Origin of the sequence: Acinetobacter lwoffii, assembly GCF_019343495.1 — a bacterium.
In the GTDB taxonomy this organism is placed as follows: Bacteria; Pseudomonadota; Gammaproteobacteria; order Pseudomonadales; family Moraxellaceae; genus Acinetobacter; species Acinetobacter lwoffii_P.
Map to the genome: position 1 here is coordinate 206,091 of NZ_CP072549.1, position 20,279 is coordinate 226,369.

A 20,279-nucleotide genomic window follows, 5' to 3' on the forward strand; every position below is an offset into this window, starting at 1 on the left:
ATTAGGGGCGCTTTGCATTTCAAATCTTTGTGCAACAAAGCCGATCAAATCTTATTGGATAGATTTGTAGGAAAAACTATTAAAAAAGCTTTTAATGCTGAGTTTAAAGGTTTTTGATTTACAGCCTATAGTCCGAAAAAATGTCATTAATTATTCATGGTGATGTCATATACAAAAATTAGTCTAGTTGCAATTTTAACAAACATTAAAAAACATGAAGACTTTAAAACCACATACCTTATGTCTCAGCTTGGCTTTGTTAGGCTGTTCATTTCCAAGCTATGCACAGCTAATGTTCAGTCAATATATTGACGGTTCTGCTAATCGTAAAGGTTTAGAAATTTATAATCCTGATAGTAGTACAGTCAATTTAGCTGATTATGAAATTCATCAATTTAGTAATGGATCGATCACCAAGTCTGCGACTTTTTCATTACAAGGCTCACTTGCGAGTAAAGCAAAGTATATTATTGGCCGCTCAGAATTACAGACCGAAATTGGTACTAAAGTCAATCAAGTGGCGGGGCTTTCATTTAATGGAGATGATGCTTTAGTTCTGCTCTATAAAGGTACGCCAATTGATCGTTTTGGTCGAGTGGGAGAAGACCCAGGTTCTGGTTGGGGGACGGCATTTACGAGTTACCAAAATAGTTTGTCACGTACTAAAAATTCAAATCCTGTAACTTCGATTGATCCTACAGCAACATTTGATTTAGACAGTGAGTGGTCTAAATGGTCTGATCGAAATGCATTCAATAGTAATTTGGGTGCAGTAAATACTGAGTCGCCATTGACTGAAGTAGTGTGTAGTACTGCAGATACTCCAATTGCAGACTTACAAACTGCTGCACTGAATCAACAATACGTTGTTCGCGGTATTATCACAGCTGACTATCGTTACCAAAATGGTTTTTCGGGATTCTATATTCAAACCCCAGATAGCAAAGCCAAAACTGGATTAAGCAATGCGATCTTTGTTTACTTACCCACAAGTAGTACTGCGACTGGTGGGAAAGTAGGTGAAGAAGTTATCTTTAAGGGGCGTCTAAGTGCTTATCAAAATCAGCTACAGCTCGATCAGCTAAGTAGTAATATCCAAACCTGTAATCAGCAGGCAGAAAGTCTGGTGAGTGCAACTCCTATACAATTACCATTCTCAAGTTTGACGGATGTAGAAGGGAATACGCCTAAACGCTATCAAGGCATGTTGGTCAAGATACCGCAGACTTTAACCATCAGTGAAAATTATAATTATGGGCGATTTGGTGAACTTTCATTAAGTTTAGGGCGCTTGTATATTCCAACCAATTTATATCCTGCGAAATCTGCTGAAGCAGTCAATTTGGCCAAACAAAATTTATTATCAAAAATTATCTTGGATGATGGCTATAACAATCAAAATAGAACGCCATGGCTGCCGCAAAACTTCAGTGCAGTAAATACTTTAAGAAGTGGCGATCAATTGAAAAATGTCGAAGGGATTTTGGAATATCGCTTCAATGCATGGCGTATTCAGCCAATTTTAAATAAAACACAGCCTGAAATTATTAAAGAAACTAATTCAAGAGCACCAGTGTTAGCAAAAGATTCTGGGCAAATTCGTGCCGCTGCTTTTAACGTATTAAATTATGATAATGGAGCAGCACAAGGTTTCCCTACAGAACGTGGTGCAACGTCACAAGCTGAGTTCAATAAGCAGCATCAGAAAATTGTAAGCGCTTTAAAAGCAATTGATGCAGACGTTTATGGATTAATGGAAATCGCAAATAATGGATATGATGAGAAAAGTGCAGTCGCTTATCTCACCAAAGCTTTAGGTGCTGATTGGAAATATGTTGTTCCACCCAAGATGACAACGTTAGGAACAGATGCGATTGCGGTTGCCATTATTTATAACAGCAAGCGTGTTAAGACCGTGGGCGATGCCGCAGTCTATGACGATCTGTCTCAAAAGAACCGAGTCACCATGGCGCAGACTTTCCAAGCTTTATCTGGCGGTAAGGTTTTTACTATGGTGCCAAATCATTTAAAATCTAAAGGAAGTTGCCCTAGTGATAAAACCTCTCTAGATGCTGACCAAGGGGATGGTCAAGGTTGTTGGAATTCTACGCGTTTAACTGCAGTTCAAAAATTGATGCAGTGGATTGCAACCAATCCAACCAAGGTCAATAACCCGAACTATTTACTGGTCGGTGATATGAATAGCTATGCAAAAGAGGATCCAATACTGGAATTGGAAAAAGCTAATTATAAAGTTTTGCTGAATGATGAAAAAATTGGTCAGGGTAAATCTGCGTACAGTTATATTTTTGGTGTCGCAAGTGATGCCAACGGCAATGGCGGTTCTGGGAACTTAGACCATGCAATTGCTGATGAAAACTTATATCCAATGGTGAAACGAGCATTTGCATGGCACATCAATGCGGATGAGCCGACAGCTTTGGACTATAACGAAGAATATAAAACAGCTGAGCAAATTTCAGCATTTTATAGCGATGACGCATTCCGTTCTTCCGATCATGATCCTGTAATTGTCGATATGGATTTAAATGATAAGAAAGAAAGCAATATGGATAAAGACGAAACCAGTGGCGGCAGTATGGGCTTATGGTCAATGCTCACTTTAACGGGGTTAGTTTTAGCAACCACAATGCGCAGACGTAAATTTTGAGATAAATCAAGCACGGATAAATCTAAAAATTGATTAGATAGTTGTGATCATAGGGGGAAATTTGTATTTCTCCCTATTTTATTCCGTCAAAAAATGAATATATCTTAATCAAATGCATGATTATTAAATACTTATAATCTAAACCATTTGTTAAAAAATAATGAGAAAAAAGTGAGGATGTCATGAGTTTGAAACCGCAGGACTACATGATGTCTGTTTAAATTCTAATCACATGGGGATGGCCATGATCTTTAAAAATAAAACCAAGCATGTTTCGAGATTGACCTGCGGTTTAGTCGTTTCTGGTCTATTTTTGGTTGGGTGTAATAATGATAGTCAAGACAATACCGACCAAAGTCCTGTCGCTCAATCCAAACCACTAGAAGTCAACTTACTGCATATCAATGACAGCCATTCGCATTTGGATGAAGAAAGTACTAAATTAATGCTTGAAACCTCACCTGCTAAACGTGAGGAAATACAAGTTTCAAATGGTGGTTTTGCACGAGTGACTGCATTGATCAATCGCTTGGCGAGCACTGAGAAAAACCCGATAAAAATTCATTCAGGTGATGCCATTACTGGAGACCTCTACTTTACTTTAAAAGAAGGTGAGGCAGAGGCAGATCTCATGAACACGGTTTGTTTCGATACATTAACGCTAGGCAACCATGAGTTTGATAATACCGATGAAGGTTTAAATAAATTTATTGGGTTCTTAAATAACAAAGGTAATTGTACAAATAAAACCCAAGTCTTAAGTGCGAATGTCGAGTTTGGAAAAACCTCAGCGCTCTACCAAACAGAACTTGTGAAGCCATATACCATTATTGAAAAAGAAGGGCAAAAACTTGCATTAATCGGTTTATCTATTGCGGATAAAACCAAAAATGCTTCTCGACCAAATGCAGATACGATTTTTAAAGATGAATTAACAACTGCTCAAAAATATATCGATCAGCTCAAACAAGAAGGCATAAATAAAATTATTGTGCAGTCTCATTTAGGCTATGGAAAGGATAAGGAGTTGGCTGCACAACTATCTGGTGTTGACGTTATTGTTGGAGGTGACTCACATACCTTGTTGGCAGATGCAAAGCTAAAAGATTATGGGATAAGTCCAGAAGGTGATTATCCAACCGCTGTAAAAAACAAAGATGGTGATCAAGTTTGTGTGGTGCAAGCTTGGCAATATGCTTATGCAGTGGGGCAACTTAAAGTAAATTTTGATGCTGATGGCAAAGTTGAAGCGTGTGCAGGGAAAGCTAATATTTTAATTGGAGATGACTTTAAACGCACAGCTCAAGATGCTCCAGTATTGAGCAGTGCTGAGCTTAATTCAATTCAACAAGATATTGAGCGTAGTAATAGCTTGATCATTGTTAAACCTGACACTGCGGCTTTAAGTATTTTAGAACCTTATAAAGTGGCTAAAAACTTATTAGGTAAAGACATTGTGGCAAAAGCCGAAGAAAACCTATGCTTGCGTCGTGTACCAGGAACAACAAAAGATGCCTCCCGTTCTAGCTTGGGAGACATCTGTAATAAATCAGATTTTACTAATCAGCATGGTGGTGATGTACAACAGCTCGTTGCCGAAGCATTTTTACAACAGGGTAAAAAGTTTTTTGGTGCAGATATCTCAATCCAAAACGGCGGTGGTGTCAGAGTAGATTTACCACAAGGTGATGTTAATGTAGAGAAAATTTATACGGTGTTGCCATTTAAAAACACATTGGTTCAGTTAAAAGTGACTGGGCAAGAAATCAAAAATGTACTCGAAGATGCTATGGATGGTGTTGCGAATAAAAAAAATACGGGCAGTTATCCTTATGCGGGTGGATTACAGTGGGATGTGGATTTGTCCAAAAATAAAGGTGAACGTGTATCAAACTTAAAAGTTCGAAATGCTGAAGGGCAATATGTAGCTTTAAATCCAGCTCAGACCTATCAAGTGATTACCATTAATTTTCTTGCAGATGGTCAAGATTTTTATGACAGTTTTAAAAATATTACAGGTGAGCGTCGTGTGGAAGTTGGATTGGACTACGCTGACGCATTCTTGAAGTACGCAGAAAGCGCCAAAGTACTAAAACGCTTGCCAGTTGAGTTTTATAGCACGCAAAATTATAAAGAATAAATTGATTTCGCTCTTCCAAGTCAGCTAAAAATGGCTGACTTGGATCAAGTCTGAACTAATACATTTCAATTTAGCGATCTCTAAATCCATCTTGTAATTGGCGTGTTGAATCCGTTCATTTGATGGGTTGTATTGCTTCTGGACCTCATCAGAGAAAGGGGTTTCTTCACATAATTCAAAGTACCTTTCCATCGGTGTTTTACCTTTCAAAGCTGAATGTGGTCTCATCCAGTTATAGTCATGCTGCCATTCGGCTAGCTTGTCTTGGATATCTTCAGAATTAATATCGACAGTAGCGTAGAACTCAGATTTATCAGTCTTTTGAGAACGCTCTACCTTGCCATTCAAATGAGGTGAACCTGGTTTATTTGGCCTAAATTTGATTCCATGCTGCATCAATTTTACTGTACTTTTTCAGCAAAAAATTCCCGCCCACGATCGGTCTGTATTCGCTGTATGGGAAAAGGCATTTCTTCAATTACGCAATCTAAAAAGTCGAGCGTATTCGCTGCTGTTCGGCGTTTATATATCCTTAAAACGCGATATCGTGTGCAGTCATCGATAGATGTGAACTGATATAGCCCAGGACCCAATTTACAGGTATCCATTTGAATTCTATCGCCTGGTAATGGGCGCTCATAACGAATGAAATCTACTTTATGATGGAATTTTTTAATCGGTTTGACTTGATGGGTGGATAGTACTTTATGGATAGTCGCTAAGGACAACGAGACTACGTGCAACCTCATCAATTCTGTTTGCAAACGTCGAGCACCCAGATTTTAGCCGAGCGCATTTCCAATATTAAGGCCTCTAGCTCAGCATTGATTTTAGTATTTGGAGATTTTAATGGGCGTTTACTCTGACTACTTAATCCATCAATACCTTGCTCAGAATATCGTTTCCACCACTTGCGTAATGTTGGTCTAGAAATGCCACATCTCCGACAGACTAGGCCAGCATCATTGGTCTCTTCAAATAATTTAACCCATACGAGTCTTTGTTGAATTTCTTTGTTCATAGACACCCATTATATTGAAATGATGTCTATGAATCACACATTTAATGACTAGATTTCATTGGAGATTTTGGATGAGTTCAATTGCCACCACCTCTAAGATAAGTAAGCTTACTTTGTACTAGCTCAAACTAGGTACAGCTTAAATCCTTTTAGTACAGTTCCAGAAAATAACTAAATAAAGCTTCATTTCCCATAAGCTATCCATTGATAAAGAGATAGCTTGTAAATTTGAGATATATTTTCATATAGGATTTACTTCCTAGAAGCTATTCAGTATTCTTTTCACGTTTCATTTTGATCTGACTTGCTATGTTGGCTAATAAGTTTTTTAAGCTTATTCTCGTATCAGTCCTGTTTTTGTTTGCTATAACAACGACGGGGATTTATACGTGGGCGCCTGTAATAGCAAAAAATCTAGATCATCATCATGAACTGAGTATTTCTGTAGAAACAGAAGATTCTAGCCAATGGTCATTAGTTCATCATGATGAAGTTCTGAATACAGCAGATCAAGATAAAAAAAATCATAACTGGACAAGTTATGATGAACCCGCATTTCATCATTCAGTAAAACCAATTCAAGCTGATGATCATTTCTCAATTGATCCAGTCTTTTTCCTTAGTTTTGCTTTACCTTTAATCCTCTTATTTTTAGGTTTATTTGAACGCCCAATTCGTTCTTTTAAGCTTAGGAAAAGGATTCCCTTTCTTTGTAATACCTACGCATTTACCAAAACTCTCATTGTTCTAAGGAATTGATTTAACTATACAAAAATATTTTTCATTTTTTGTATAGGTATAGTCATGTCTAAAAAAAGTCAGGTAATTTTCGCCTGTGGCTTAGTCATCATTGCTCCTCAGTTATTAGCAGGAACAAATTATGCACAGTTACAGCAGCAAGCTATTGCAAATGATTCAGTTCTAAAAAGTTTGCAGCAATCTCAGCAAGCTTATGATGTAAATCAAAAATATGCTGGTCGGATGAACAATCCAACTTTCAATGTCGAATTGGATAATTTGGGTAATTCTAAGCTGAAAGATTTGGATGGCCCAACTGCATTCATGGGTTTGTCCCAAGAAATTCCGTTGAATAATAAACTCGCTTTGCGTAAGCAATTGGCAGGTTTGCAAGGAAATAATAACCAATTTGAGATTACTCAACGACGAGCAGAGTTAAAAGCTGATTTTCGAATCTGTATGTCTAATTGGTATGCAGCTTCTCAGCGAGCAGAAATTTATGCTGCAGAGAGCAAGCTGAGTGCAAGACAAGCAACAGTTCTAAACGAAAAGCTAAAGTATGGACGTGTGATTCCATCTGATGTTCAGCTTAATTCAGCTTTATCTGCTGAGTCCAAGTTACGTTATCAAAATGAGCTGAAAAAGGTTCAGTTTCAGAAAAATCTCTGTTCAAAATTTGCTTTTGATTTGCCAGCCAATGCTATAGATGTTCCTTTAACGATTAACTTCACTGACAAGGTTAGCTTATCTGAAAAGCAGGCTTTACTAAAAAAGCAGCAGGCAAAAACTCAATTTGAATTAGCAAGAAAAGAAGCGGTTCCTGATATCACGCTTGGCGTTGGTGTACGTAATTATCAAGAAACAGATGACAAAGTTTTTTTGGTTTCCACTTCTATTCCGCTTTCGATATTCAATCGCAACAGTGGAAATATTGCACTCGCTCAAGCACAGCAAACCAATGCTGAAACTCGTTCAGAATTAATCAATCGAAATTCAAAGATTGAATTGGATAACAAATCTATTGAGGTATCCAGTTTGATTGATGCAATCAAGCAATATGACCAATCTGTTTTACCTGCAACAAAAGAAAGTTTACGCATTGCAGAAATGGGTTATCAGGCAGGAAAAATTTCATTATTGGAATTTAATAGCATTAAACAAGTTTGGTTAGACAAACATCTCGCTCGATTTGATCTGTGGTTGGCTTTGCAAAATCAGATTGCAGAAGTTGAACGAAATTATGTAACGAATTTAGATCAAGAATAAGGGCAGAGAATATGAATAAACCAAAGAATACAGTAATTGCTACAGGCGTTATAGCTTTACTTGTCATGTTGTGTGCTCTGGCTTGGTACAAAACAGGAAACAAATCACAGACGTCTTCAGCACATGGTGAAGCTGTCGAAGAAAAAGCTGCTGTCGCAGGCGATGAAAAAGGTCCACATGGTGGACGCTTATATCGTGATGGAGACTTTTCGGCAGAGGTAAAAATTTTTGAAGAAGGTGTAGAGCCGCATTTACGTGTCTATGGCTACTACAAAGATCAGCCTTTAAAGCCGAGTGAGATTAACGCCAATATTTTTATTAAGCGTTTAGATGCTGAGCAAACCATTCGCTTCAAACCTGAAAGTGATTACTTGATTAGCGATGAAATTGTTTATGAACCGCATTCGTTCTTGATGGTGATTAATGTTGATTATCAAGGCAAGAAACACAGCTGGAAATGGGATACCAAAGAAGGCCGTGTAACGATGCTGGATAGCAGTATCAAAAGCAGCGGTTTAGAACTTCTTAAAGTTGAACCTATGACTTTTGAGAATGCGCTTGAGCTAAAAGGCGAACTTAAGTTCCCAGACAATTTTGAAAGTTTCATTACACCTAAAGCAAGCGGAACACTCATTAAAACCTATCGAACGATTGGTGATAAAGTCAGCCAAGGTGATCTGTTAGCGACTGTTCAAAGCCAAGATCTGATCCGTTTAAATGCTGAGCGATCTATTGCTTTGGATAATTTGCAGTTTTCTCGCAAAAAAATGGAACAGGAACGCGCATTATTTCAAAAACGTGTATCGCCTGAAATTGACTATATCAATGCAAAACGTGAATTTGAAAATGCTCAGACTAGGGCCAATGAGCTGAATAGCTTAATCAGCTCTTACGGTGGTTCAGGTAATGGAACGATTGAGGTAAGAGCAGCAATGTCGGGCACAGTTTTACAAGTGCTTGCTGCGGTTGGTTCAAATGTAACACCAGCTTCACCACTCTTTAAAATTGCCAATACCTCACAGTTGCTTGCAGTGGTCAATGTGCCGGCTGATAAGCTGAATGCAATTAATCCAAATGCAAAAGTAACCGTTAAACCTCAAGTACAGGAAAGTACGGAGGAAGCACTGGGTAAGATTAAATACATTAGTGATGTGATTGATCCGAAAACACGTACTGCGCAAGTTTTTATTGAAATTCCCAACCAGTTCAGATGGCGTTCAGGACAGTTAATCACTGCACAAATCTTTGAAAACCAGAGCATGAAACCGATGGTTGTCCGTGAAGATGCTTTGCAAAACTTCCGTGATTGGGATGTGGTGTTTATTCGTGTCGGGAATGACTTTGAAGCACGTCCTCTAGAGTTAGGCGATAAATTTAATGGTTTTGTTGAAGTTAAATCTGGTCTAAAAGCAGGGCAGATTTATGCAGCAGGTAATTCTTATTTATTAAAAGCAGAGCTGGGTAAATCTGGCGCTACTCATGATCACTAAGGGGTAGCGACTATGTTTGATCAAATTGTTAAGCTCTCGATCAAGAATCGATGGCTTGTACTGATTGTCTTTCTGTTTATCGGTGCATTTGGCATTTATAACTATTTTAAACTGCCGATTGATGCTGTACCTGACATTACCAATGTACAAGTCCAAATCAATAGTGAAGCGCAAGGCTTATCTCCAATGGAGATGGAGTCACAAGTGACCTATCCAATTGAAACGGCTTTGGCTGGTATTCCTAATCTGGAATACACACGTTCTGTATCGAGATATGGTTTATCTCAGGTTACGGCGATTTTCAAGGAAGGCACGGATATCTATTTTGCTCGACAACTTGTGAATGAAAAGTTGCAAGGAGTCACATCAACACTTCCGGGTGGCATATCGACTTCAATGGGACCTGTTTCAACAGGGCTTGGCGAAATCTTTATGTACACCGTTGAGAACGCAAAAGATAATCCAAACCCATTATCACCGACTGAATTAAGAACCTTGCAAGATTGGGTGATTAAACCACAGCTTCGAAATGTTGAAGGTGTGAATGAAATCAATACCATTGGCGGTTATTTAAAACAATTCGTGGTACAGCCGGATTATGCATATTTACGCAGCATTGGCTTAGATCAGCAGGATATCTTGGATGCTATTTCTAAAAATAGCATGAACAAAGGGTCTGGTTATATTGAGAAGAATGGTGAGCAGTATTTGATTCGCTCGGATTCTCAAATTAACTCAATTGAGCAAATTCAAAATATCCCGATTACGGCAAGTAGCGGTTACATTCTTCGATTGAAGGATGTGGCAAAAATATCAATTGGTCACGAGCTACGTACAGGTGCAGCAACTAAAGATGGGCAAGAAATTGTCCTAGGTACTGCATTTATGCTGATTGGTGAAAACTCGCGAAATGTTGCTCACGCAGTAGATCAAAAGTTACAAAAAGTCCAAGAGTCATTGCCAGACGGTGTTGAGGCGAAAGCCGTTTATAACCGTACAACTTTGGTTGATGCAACGATAGACACAGTAAAGAAAAACCTTCTTGAAGGTGCAATCCTCGTTATTGTTGTTCTCTTCTTATTCCTTGGACATTTCCGTGCAGCGCTCATCACTGCGATGGTGATTCCTTTATCTATGCTCATGACCATTACTGGCATGGTGAATCAACGAATAAGTGCAAACTTAATGAGTTTAGGGGCGCTAGATTTCGGGATCATTGTCGATGGTGCTGTCGTTATTGTTGAAGCTTCACTTGCAAAATTAGCGATGAAGCAAAAAGAGTTGGGTCGGATTCTGACGCGTAAAGAACGTTTTATTACCGTATTTGAAGCAACTAGAGAATCTCGAAAAGCGATTCTTTATGGTCAATTGATCATTATCTTAGTGTATCTGCCTGTCATGACGCTTACTGGTGTTGAAGGCAAGATGTTTACACCGATGGCAGCTACAGTTGTTATGGCTCTCGTGGCTGCAATGGTTCTTTCGATTACTTTTGTTCCTGCAATGGTGGCTTTGGTCACGACAGGCGAAATTAAGGAAGAGGAATCGAAGATTGTTCATTTCATTAAGAAAGTTTATAGCCCAATTTTAGATTGGTCTTTGAGTCATCGTTATAAGCTGATCGCGTTCGTAGCAATTTTCTTTGTATTCAGTGCGAGTCTTTCAACTCGTTTAGGTTCCGAATTTATTCCCTCATTAGATGAAGGTGATGTGGCATTACATGCACTTCGAATTCCTGGAACTTCTTTAACTCAAGCTGTTGAAATGCAGTATGCGCTTGAAAAAGAAATCGTCAAAATTCCTGAAGTGAAAACCATGTTTGCCAAAGTGGGGACAGCTGAAATTGCGACTGACCCAGTTCCACCAAACGTCGCTGATAATTTTGTGATATTGAAACCACGTAGCGAATGGCCGAATCCTGACAAGGAAAAATCAGCTGTCGTTGCCGATATTGAACGTGTGGCAAAAGGCGTTTATGGCAACAACTATGAGTTCACTCAGCCGATTCAAATGCGTTTTAACGAACTGATTTCAGGTGTCCGTACAGATGTTGCAGTGAAGATTTATGGTGATGATTTAGATCAGTTGCTTGAATCTGCAAATGCTGCAGCGAAAATTTTAGAAGGTGTGAATGGAACAGCCGACTTAAAAGTTGAACAGATGAGTGGGCTTCCAATGGTCTCTGTTGAACTTAAAAAAGACATGATCGCCAACTACGGTCTTGATGCTGAAGATGTACAAAAGCAAGTATCCAGTCTGATTACGGGGCAAACAGCAGGTAAGGTTTTTGAGGGAGATCGTAAGTTCGATATTGTGGTTCGAATGGACCAAAACTCTGTTACGGATTTAGAAAAGCTTTATCAAGTTCCAGTGAATTTGCCTGATGGTTCAAGCGTACTTTTATCTGAACTGATCGAATTGAAAAATGTTCAGGGTCCAAACCAAATTTCACGTGAAAACGGTAAACGCCGAATTGTGATTACAGCGAACGTCCGTGGTACAGATATTGGTAGCTATATCGAAGAAGCACAGACTAAGTTGAATGCTGACTTTAAATTACCTGAAGGCTATTGGCTGACATGGGGCGGTACATTTGAACAAATGGAATCAGCTTCAAATCGTCTAATGATTGTTGTACCTCTCGCTTTGATCTTAATTTTTGCCATGATCTATATGGCATTAGGAAATGTCAGAAATAGCGTGCTGGTCTTTACGGGTGTGCCATTTGCCTTAACGGGCGGTGTGATTGCCTTAGCCTTACGTGATATCCCATTCTCTATCTCTGCAGCCGTTGGTTTTATTGCACTGTCGGGTGTAGCTGTACTGAATGGCTTAGTTCTAGTGTCTGCAATCCAGAGATTGAGAGATCAAGGTGAAGGACTACTCGAAGCTGTTAGACACGGTGCATTGGAACGACTTCGCCCAGTATTAATTACGGCTTTAGTGGCATCTTTAGGTTTCATCCCTATGGCATTGAATGTTGGGATTGGCTCTGAAGTGCAACGACCAATTGCGACTGTTGTGATTGGCGGAATCTTATCTTCGACCTTATTGACGTTGATTATTTTGCCTACGCTATACGTTTGGTTTAACCAAGGACGTAAAAAGCAATCAGATGATTTTTCCGAGCAGCAAGAAGCCTAGGTGAAACAATGATAGGCATAGTGAGAGATAGAAAGTTTAGAAACTTGATGATGTGGTTCGTCTGCATCATCAGTCTTGCACTATGCCTGCATTTTAATACGCACAATGCAGAGACTGCATACCAAGAACATGCGGTTTATGAGTTTGAAAGTGTACATTTTCATGATGTGCATCAAAAGCAAAACCATATTCATCATGATAATTTTCATGAGCATTTTGGTGAATATCAGTCTGGTCAATCGATGACTTTGTTATTTACTTTAGCCTTTATTTTGATCCTAGATAGAGTGAAAAATTATCTCTATCTCATGATCAGTCGTATTTTCAAACCTCCCAAAACATCGCTAGAAACTTTTCTTTTTAGTTAACTTTGGAGTTTGATTTACATGCAATTTATTTTTTCACAATGGGTGAGACTCAAGGCATTTTTAAAGTTATTGATTACTTTAAGTGCTGTTTTGATGAGTCCTGCACTTTTTGCCCATGGCGTGGCAGAAGGTGACAAAGGCTATATTCAAGAAATTTATGGGGTACACATCATTCCCTTTATTTACCTTGGTGCAAAGCACATGGTTACAGGTTATGACCATTTGCTGTTCCTCGTCGGGATTATCTTTTTCTTATATCGCATGAAAGATATTGGCTTATATGTCAGCCTTTTTGCGATTGGTCACTCTGTGACAATGCTGATTGGGGTGTATTACAACATTTCCATGAATGCATACATTATTGATGCAATTATTGGTTTTTCTATTGTTTATAAAGCTTTGGATAATTTAGGTGCATATCAGCGTTGGTTTGGTTTCCAGCCCAACACTAAAGCAGCGACGTTAATTTTTGGTCTGATTCATGGCTTCGGTTTAGCGGTAAAAATTCAAGAGTATGAAGTTTCGGCAGATGGTCTATTGGCAAACCTCATTGCATTTAATGTCGGGGTAGAGCTTGGTCAATTTATGGCTTTAGCGATGATTTTGCTGTTGATGACAATGTGGCGAAAAACGCCGTATTTCTTCAAAACAGCTTATCAAAGCAACGTTTTTTTAATGTTCCTTGGCTTTTTACTTGTGGGCTTTCAGCTTACTGGCTTCGTTACTCAATAAGGATTTTCAAATATGTACAACGCTCAAATTCCACAAGATGTTGAATTACCTTCTGCAAAGAAACTTGTTAAATCAACCATTATCGCTGCAGTGAGTGCTGCAGTTGTCTTAGTTACAGTTGTTATGCCAGCTGAATACAATATTGATCCTACTGGGGTTGGTAAAGTTCTAGGCTTAACAACGATGGGTGAAATTAAGCAATCTTTGGCTCAAGAGTCTGAAAATGGTATGGGAGAGGTAGTTTCAAACACGATATCGAGTGAAGCTGCAAGTGACCCTAATATTCAATCATCTATGCCAATTGGTGAAGCAGAAAAAATGCTAATGCCTGCAATTCAAAAGCAACAGATGACAGTTGAGTTGAAGCCCGGACAAGCCACTGAAATTAAGTTGGCGATGCCGGAAAGTGCTAGCGTGAATTTTAAATGGACAACATCAGGCGGTGGTCTAAATTATGACACGCATGGTGATCCAGTGAGCGCTCCTAAGGGCTTTTACCATGGTTATGGCAAAGGACGTAATGAAACTCAGCAAACAGGTACATTAACAGCAGCTTTTGATGGTAAACACGGCTGGTTCTGGCGTAATAGAACTGAAAGTCCTGTTTCAGTGACATTGGAAGTTGAAGGCCAATTCAGTGATATGAAGAAAGTCTTTTAAGCTTTAAAAAAATCTCCTTGGAATAAAATCCAAGGAGATTTTAATTGGCATTGATTTTAGAAATAAAAAATAGGTTCTAAAAGGGGTCCCAAAAATGCTAGAAGTTTTAAAAAATACAACGTATAGGCATTTGTTCTTAGCTCAAGTCATTGCGCTTATTGGAACTGGGCTGATTACGATTGCTTTGGCTTTACAGGCGTATGATATTGCTAAAGGGGAGGCTGCTCAGGTCTTAGGCATAGCATTGGCGATAAAGATGATTGCTTATATTGGGGTAGCACCTATTGCTTCAGCATTTGCAGAAAGGCTGCCACGTAAAAAAGTTTTAGTGGGGTTGGATATCATCCGTGCTTTAACTGCTTTATGCCTGCCTTTTGTGACCCAAATTTGGCAAATCTATATTCTAATTTTTATTCTGCAATCTGCATCAGCTGCATTCACACCTACTTTTCAGGCCATGATTCCTGATGTATTGCCTGAAGAAAAAGATTATACCAATGCCTTGTCTCTTTCTCGTTTGGCTTATGATTTAGAGAATATTATTAGCCCAATGTTGGCAGGATTTTTACTTGGATTTATAAGCTATCACAATCTATTTTTAGGCACAGTCATTGGCTTTATTGGTTCAGCACTTTTTGTTGTCAGTGCAAAATTGCCTGCTGCTAAAGTACCTGTATTTAAAGGGGTGTATTACAGAATAAAGCAGGGGACAAAAATTTATTTTAATACTCCGCGTTTAAAGGCACTCCTAGCGTTAAACCTTGCGATTGCGTCAGCCAGTGCTGTAGTGATTGTAAATACGGTTGTACTCGTTCAATCAACCTTTAAGCTAAATGAACATGCCACCACTTGGGCCTTTGGCTTGTTTGGCTTAGGGTCTATGCTCTCGGCATTTATATTGCCTAATGTTCTGGATAAATTTAACGATCGAGCTGTGATGCTGAGCGGCACAGCTGTATTAGTCGTTGGCTTATTCTGTGGGTTTTTTATTAACTCATACAACGGACTATTAGTTTTATGGTTTGTCTTGGGAATAGGTTACTCAGTATCTCAAACACCTACAGGCCGGTTAATTCGTAAATCTGCATCTAGTGAAAATAGAACTTCATTATTTGCCGCGCAGTTCGCTTTTTCACACGCATGCTGGTTGATAGCTTACCCTTTAGTGGGTTGGCTGAGTACCAATTTTGGAACACTCTTTACATTTGTGCCTATGGCGGTCATTGCTCTAGTAGCAATGAGTATTGCCTTTATGATTTGGCCAAAACAAGATGAATCCGTAATCGTACATTCACATGATGATTTACCTGTGGATCATGAACATCTACTCAGTCACAACCATGATGGAAAGCATTCACATGACTATGTGATAGATGAAAACCATCAAAGATGGCCGAAATAAATGATGGCCTATGTTTTATTATTTTTAAGTGCCTTTGGTGCAGCAACACTATTGCCCCTGCAATCTGAGACAGTGTTAGCAGGCTTTTTTCTGTTAGGTCGGCATTCTGAGCTGTTGCTCATACTTGTAGCAACAGTTGGGAATGTACTTGGTTCTTGTGTGAACTGGTGGTTGGGTATCAAGCTAGAAGTCTATAAAGACAAGCGTTGGTTTCCAGTATCAGAGAAGCATTTATTAAAGGCTCAAATCTTATATGCAAAGTATGGTTCACCCATGTTATTACTCAGTTGGGTGCCTGTGATTGGTGATCCAATTACGTTAGTCAGTGGAGTTTTAAAGGAAAAATTTACTATATTTATAATTTTGGTTTTCACGGCTAAATTTTTAAGATATATCGTTGTTTACATGATCTATTTAGAGGTTGCTTGAAATATATTCTAATTAAAAAAAGGAACTTGGTTATTCTATAATCTAAAAGTTTTATTCAACTCGGGGAAGATACAAAAATGAAAAAAATAGTTTTAGTTTGTGTGCTGGGAATGTTTGTAACTTATACAAATGCGCATTCGGGTGGTACAAATAAACAAGGTTGCCATACTAACAGCAAAACAGGTGATTACCACTGTCATTAAAGTCTACAAGAGGTCAAAAGACCTCTTTTTTATGAGTTGAAATAAAATAGTAATGTAATCATTAATGCAAAAGCCCCATACAAAGTATGAGGCTAACTTTAAAAATTAGTTTGTTAATACGGAGATTTCGGCAGTTGTATAGCCTCGCTCATAAAGGATACTGTGAATCGCATTTTTTATGCTTTGGCAGTTGGTTTTTTTAAACCTTTTAAAAAGTTCAAAGTCACAGTGATGACTTAAATTGAACTTTATTTCGAGCGCTTTTGAATCTGGAGTTGAATAAAGAGAAGTTAAAAACTTACGTATTCGGGGTCGCATATAAACTATTAAGCAATAAAGATGTACTCATCATATCAAGTCTATAAAAATTGAAAAGAGATTTTTTATCATGTCATTTTATTGATAGCGGCTGAGTAATGCTAAAAACTCTTTTAACTCTTCTTTATTAATCGCATCTTTATCTTTGATTACATGCTCTTTTAGATGTGCTTCAATCAATTGATTCATTAATCCATTCACAGCACCACGGACTGCAGCGACCTGTTGCAGTACTTCTATGCATGATTTGTTAGGGTCGGCCAAACTCTGCTCAACGGCGTTGATTTGTCCTTGAATACGCTTAACCCGATTTAAAATTTTTTTGTCTTGATGCAAATGAGACATAGCATTTCTGTCCAAACTAAATATACTGTAGGGGAGTATTATTGATGGCATAAAAAAGTGCAATATCTAAGTAATGTTAAAAGCAACCATACGCATCAATTCGATGAAGGAAATCCGCTAGCGCAGAAGAAAATTTTAATTGCGACAATCCTGACGGGCGTCATGATGGTCTTTGAAATTTTTGGAGGTTGGTTCTTTAATTCGATGGCTTTACTTGCAGATGGCTGGCACATGAGTTCACATATGCTGGCATTGGGCTTAGCATATTTCGCATACCGAATGGCACGTAAATATTCACAAGATCAGCGATTCTGTTTTGGTACATGGAAGATAGAAATTTTAGCTGGATACTCTAGTGCGATCTTACTCATGGTTGTGGCATTGTTTATGGGAATACAATCGGTGGAGCGCCTATTTAATCCCGTCAATATTCACTATAACGAAGCAATATCAATTGCAGTGATTGGTCTTGCTGTGAACTTTATTTGTGCTTGGTTACTACACGATAGTGGGCATCATCACCATCATCACCACGAACATTATCACCATCATGATCATGGACACCATCACCATGATGAAGATGGGCATCATGAACATGATTTAAACCAGAAAGCGGCTTTCTTACATGTCGTTGCAGATGCTGTGACTTCTGTATTAGCGATCATTGCATTATTTGCAGGTAAATTTTTTGGCTGGGATTTCTTAGATGCAGTTTTGGGTATTGTAGGTGCATTTCTAGTCGCACATTGGTCTTGGGGGCTTATTCGCGAGACAGTCAAAACTTTACTGGATGCTGAAATGGAACATCCAGTTGTTCAAGAAATTCAGGAAGTCATTGATGACTTAGATAGCCGAATCGTAATTACTGATATTCATGTATGGAAGGTAGGTAAAGGTAAGTTTTCTTGTATCTTGTCACTAGATGTAAGCAGTTTAAATATCACGGCAGATGAAGTCAGAAAAGCCTTATCTATTCATAAGGAAATTGTGCACGTTTCAGTAGAAATTAATACAAGTTCTAGACTCCAAGCTGCAGTATAAAAATAGATAAAAAGGAGCAGCTCATTTGAGCTGCTCTTTTTTTATATGCTTAGTTTAATGATAAGCCCTAAAATTGCAGCAGCACCGATGACTCTTAATACACTTTGATTGAATTTAAAGAGAGCAATACAAGCGAGTATGGTTATTACTGCAGCTATGTAGTCAAATTGCCCCTCAAACCCTTTTGGCCATAGTACATGGTAAGCAAAGAAGAGGGCCAAATTAAGAATTACGCCGACAACGGCTGCGGTAATTGCTGTCAGTGGTGCAGTAAATTTGATTTGATTGTGAGTGGATTCGATTACGGGTGCTCCACCGAGAATAAACACAAACGAAAATAGGAAGGTGAACCAAGTAACAATTGTTGCTCCAAAAGCACCAGCTAAAAACTTATGTTCAGGCCCTAATAGGTCAAGGTTGTACCCGCCCATAAACCCAACGAAAGCAACGACCATAATGAGTGGGCCGGGTGTGCTTTCACCCAACGCTAAACCATCGATCATTTGGGTTGGTTTAAGCCACTCATAGAAGTTAACAGCACCTTGATATACATAAGGTAAAACCGCATAAGCTCCACCAAATGTCATTAAGGCTGCTTTAGTGAAAAACCAAGCCATTTGTGTATAAGCGTGAGACCAGCCATAAGCTACTGTCAGTAATGCTATAGGGAGACACCACAAAATAATTGCAACAACCAGCAATTTAATCAAGCGAGACCATTTGAAAATGGCATGTTCAGGTGTGGGCGTATCATCATCAATAATTGCTTTCCCGTAGTCTTTGAGACTTGATGCGTGAACATTGCTAGTGAATAATTTTGGGTCAAATTTACTTAAGAGATAACCACTTAAAGCAGCCAGCAGCACAATAAGGGGGAACGGAACATTAAAGGCAAAAATGAGAATAAATGCGGCACATGCAATAGCATACATATATTTATTCTTCAGTGACTTACTGCCAATACGATAGGTTGCATGAAAGACGATAGCGGTGACAGCAGGTTTAATGCCATAAAAAAGCCCTGCAATGACAGGTACATTTCCAAATTTTGCATAGACCCATGAAAGACCGATGAGAATAAAAAGGGAAGGTAAAATGAAAAATAGTCCGGCTATGATACCGCCTTTTGTTTTGTGCATTAGCCAGCCAATATAGGTTGCTAATTGTTGTGCTTCAGGCCCCGGAAGCAACATGCAGTAATTGAGCGCATGCATAAATCGCTTTTCAGAGATCCATTTTTTTTGTTCTACCAATTCTTGGTGCATGACAGAGATTTGGCCTGCAGGCCCGCCAAAGCTGATAAATCCGAGTTTTAACCAAAACAGTATGGCCTCTTTAAAGCTAACCTCTGGATTGGGCTCGAAATCGTTTTCTTGCAATTGATTCATGAATTCTCGCCTTTAAAATTGGTATATAGACCATCAAAAATGTGATTGGATAATTCCACCAACTGTTGATCAGCATGAATACTGCTTCTTAGTCCTTGTAATATTTTTTCTAGCCCAAGTGCTTCTGGTGGCTCATTTCCGCCAATATCTAGGTAATGGACAATTTCAGCGATTTTCAGAAGTGATTTATCGGCTAAATTAAAGCTGTGTAAAAGTACTTCGAATGACACAAGCTCACCAACATGGGTAAACGTTGCACCGTCAAAATCAAAACCATAAGCATCTGCTGGACAATCTTTAATATCTTGTAGCCAAATAAAAGTAGGGTCTTTATCAATAAATTTTTGAATGAGCCACGTACAAGCTAAACGATCCACCCAAGGTCGTTTTCGCGTAGCCCAAGTTTTAGATTGGAAGTCATGAAGATTAAGAGAAGGTAGATCACTATTTATAGAAGAGGGCTCATTTGATTCCCCTAGGTGATGAATTTTAAGTTCGAGTTTTGATATCGCGTTTAAGGCTGTGTTTTGTAATTCATTAGGAAAGAAATCAATATCGATGAGAGATGAAAGTTGCTTTCTTAATTTTCTAATGCTTTTTAAATGTTCATTTTTTTGCTCAACATTCAGTGAACTCTCTATTTCATTCAGTTGTAGCAAAAATTCAGAGTATTCACTTTTTCTATTAAATAGTTGAATTAAGTCTAAATTATTGTTGCTAACGGAATCGAATAGATAGGCAATGCCATCGGCACTTTGATGCTCGTCAATAATGGGGTCAAAGCGCTGCTTTTGTTCATTAGGTAGCACATAGACACCATCACGCAGAGTTGCTGCGCCACAGCTTTTGATGGAACGCCAAATTCTCATTCGAGCAGAAGAGTTTTGTGTGGAAAGGCTAGAAATGAGGATGCTTATATTCAT

The 20,279-nt window shown here is 38.6% G+C and carries 16 protein-coding genes and 1 pseudogene; 13 read left to right on the forward strand and 4 right to left on the reverse strand.

What is annotated here, in order from left to right:
- The first annotated feature begins 214 nt into the window (after window positions 1-214).
- Both J7649_RS00985 and J7649_RS00990 read left to right on the forward strand, forming a co-directional pair.
- Window positions 215-2,671, forward strand: a complete 2,457-nt coding sequence (locus tag J7649_RS00985; RefSeq protein WP_139880772.1) for an ExeM/NucH family extracellular endonuclease — start codon at window positions 215-217, stop codon at window positions 2,669-2,671.
- 244 nt (window positions 2,672-2,915) lie between these two features.
- Window positions 2,916-4,811: a bifunctional metallophosphatase/5'-nucleotidase gene (locus tag J7649_RS00990; protein WP_376745065.1), complete on the forward strand. Its 1,896-nt coding sequence runs from the start codon at window positions 2,916-2,918 to the stop codon at window positions 4,809-4,811.
- 24 nt (window positions 4,812-4,835) lie between these two features.
- Here J7649_RS00990 and J7649_RS00995 read toward each other — a convergent pair.
- Window positions 4,836-5,832 (reverse strand): annotated as a pseudogene (locus tag J7649_RS00995) (IS481 family transposase).
- A 309-nt stretch (window positions 5,833-6,141) separates the two neighbouring features.
- On the opposite strand from J7649_RS00995, the gene J7649_RS01000 reads away from it, so the two are divergent.
- The 10 genes from J7649_RS01000 to J7649_RS01045 all read left to right on the forward strand — a co-directional run bounded on the left by J7649_RS01000 (window position 6,142) and on the right by J7649_RS01045 (window position 16,264).
- Entirely contained in the window at window positions 6,142-6,591 is a 450-nt protein-coding gene (locus J7649_RS01000; RefSeq protein WP_002116830.1) for a hypothetical protein, read from the forward strand.
- Window positions 6,592-6,636: 45 nt separating this feature from the next.
- Window positions 6,637-7,836 (forward strand): TolC family protein, encoded by a 1,200-nt coding sequence (locus tag J7649_RS01005; RefSeq protein ID WP_139880766.1) that lies wholly within the window; start codon window positions 6,637-6,639, stop codon window positions 7,834-7,836.
- A gap of 11 nt (window positions 7,837-7,847) precedes the next feature.
- A complete protein-coding gene (locus J7649_RS01010) occupies window positions 7,848-9,326 on the forward strand; it encodes an efflux RND transporter periplasmic adaptor subunit (protein WP_219308943.1) in 1,479 nt (492 codons plus the stop codon).
- Window positions 9,327-9,338: 12 nt separating this feature from the next.
- Entirely contained in the window at window positions 9,339-12,470 is a 3,132-nt protein-coding gene (locus J7649_RS01015; protein WP_139880764.1) for an efflux RND transporter permease subunit, read from the forward strand.
- Window positions 12,471-12,478: 8 nt separating this feature from the next.
- A complete protein-coding gene (locus J7649_RS01020; RefSeq protein ID WP_004644602.1) occupies window positions 12,479-12,838 on the forward strand; it encodes a hypothetical protein in 360 nt (119 codons plus the stop codon).
- Between the two features lie 18 nt (window positions 12,839-12,856).
- Window positions 12,857-13,570 carry a HupE/UreJ family protein gene (locus J7649_RS01025; RefSeq protein ID WP_004960828.1) on the forward strand — a complete coding sequence of 238 codons (714 nt, stop codon included), beginning with the start codon at window positions 12,857-12,859 and terminating at the stop codon, window positions 13,568-13,570.
- 12 nt (window positions 13,571-13,582) lie between these two features.
- Complete coding sequence (locus J7649_RS01030) at window positions 13,583-14,230, forward strand: transmembrane anchor protein (protein WP_139880762.1); 648 nt, start codon at window positions 13,583-13,585, stop codon at window positions 14,228-14,230.
- 94 nt (window positions 14,231-14,324) lie between these two features.
- Window positions 14,325-15,632 (forward strand): MFS transporter, encoded by a 1,308-nt coding sequence (locus J7649_RS01035; protein WP_002123398.1) that lies wholly within the window; start codon window positions 14,325-14,327, stop codon window positions 15,630-15,632.
- On the forward strand, window positions 15,633-16,061 hold the full coding sequence (locus J7649_RS01040; protein WP_002123402.1) for a YqaA family protein: 429 nt from the start codon (window positions 15,633-15,635) through the stop codon (window positions 16,059-16,061).
- Between the two features lie 110 nt (window positions 16,062-16,171).
- Window positions 16,172-16,264: a YHYH domain-containing protein gene (locus J7649_RS01045; RefSeq protein ID WP_228127123.1), complete on the forward strand. Its 93-nt coding sequence runs from the start codon at window positions 16,172-16,174 to the stop codon at window positions 16,262-16,264.
- Window positions 16,265-16,660: 396 nt separating this feature from the next.
- On the opposite strand, the gene J7649_RS01050 is transcribed toward J7649_RS01045, so the two are convergent.
- Window positions 16,661-16,927, reverse strand: coding sequence for a metal/formaldehyde-sensitive transcriptional repressor (locus J7649_RS01050; RefSeq protein ID WP_004644596.1), 267 nt, complete (start codon window positions 16,925-16,927; stop codon window positions 16,661-16,663).
- Between the two features lie 57 nt (window positions 16,928-16,984).
- Between J7649_RS01050 and dmeF the strand changes: the two genes are divergently transcribed.
- Window positions 16,985-17,968, forward strand: coding sequence for a CDF family Co(II)/Ni(II) efflux transporter DmeF (gene dmeF / locus J7649_RS01055; protein WP_219308945.1), 984 nt, complete (start codon window positions 16,985-16,987; stop codon window positions 17,966-17,968).
- Window positions 17,969-18,009: 41 nt separating this feature from the next.
- Here dmeF and chrA read toward each other — a convergent pair whose 3' ends face one another.
- The gene (gene chrA / locus J7649_RS01060; RefSeq protein ID WP_002123392.1) at window positions 18,010-19,356 is read right to left on the reverse strand and encodes a chromate efflux transporter; all 1,347 of its coding nucleotides are present in this window, start codon (window positions 19,354-19,356) and stop codon (window positions 18,010-18,012) included.
- Window positions 19,353-20,279: a chromate resistance protein ChrB domain-containing protein gene (locus tag J7649_RS01065; RefSeq protein WP_002123395.1), complete on the reverse strand. Its 927-nt coding sequence runs from the start codon at window positions 20,277-20,279 to the stop codon at window positions 19,353-19,355. Before J7649_RS01065 ends, chrA begins: the two co-directional genes overlap by 4 nt.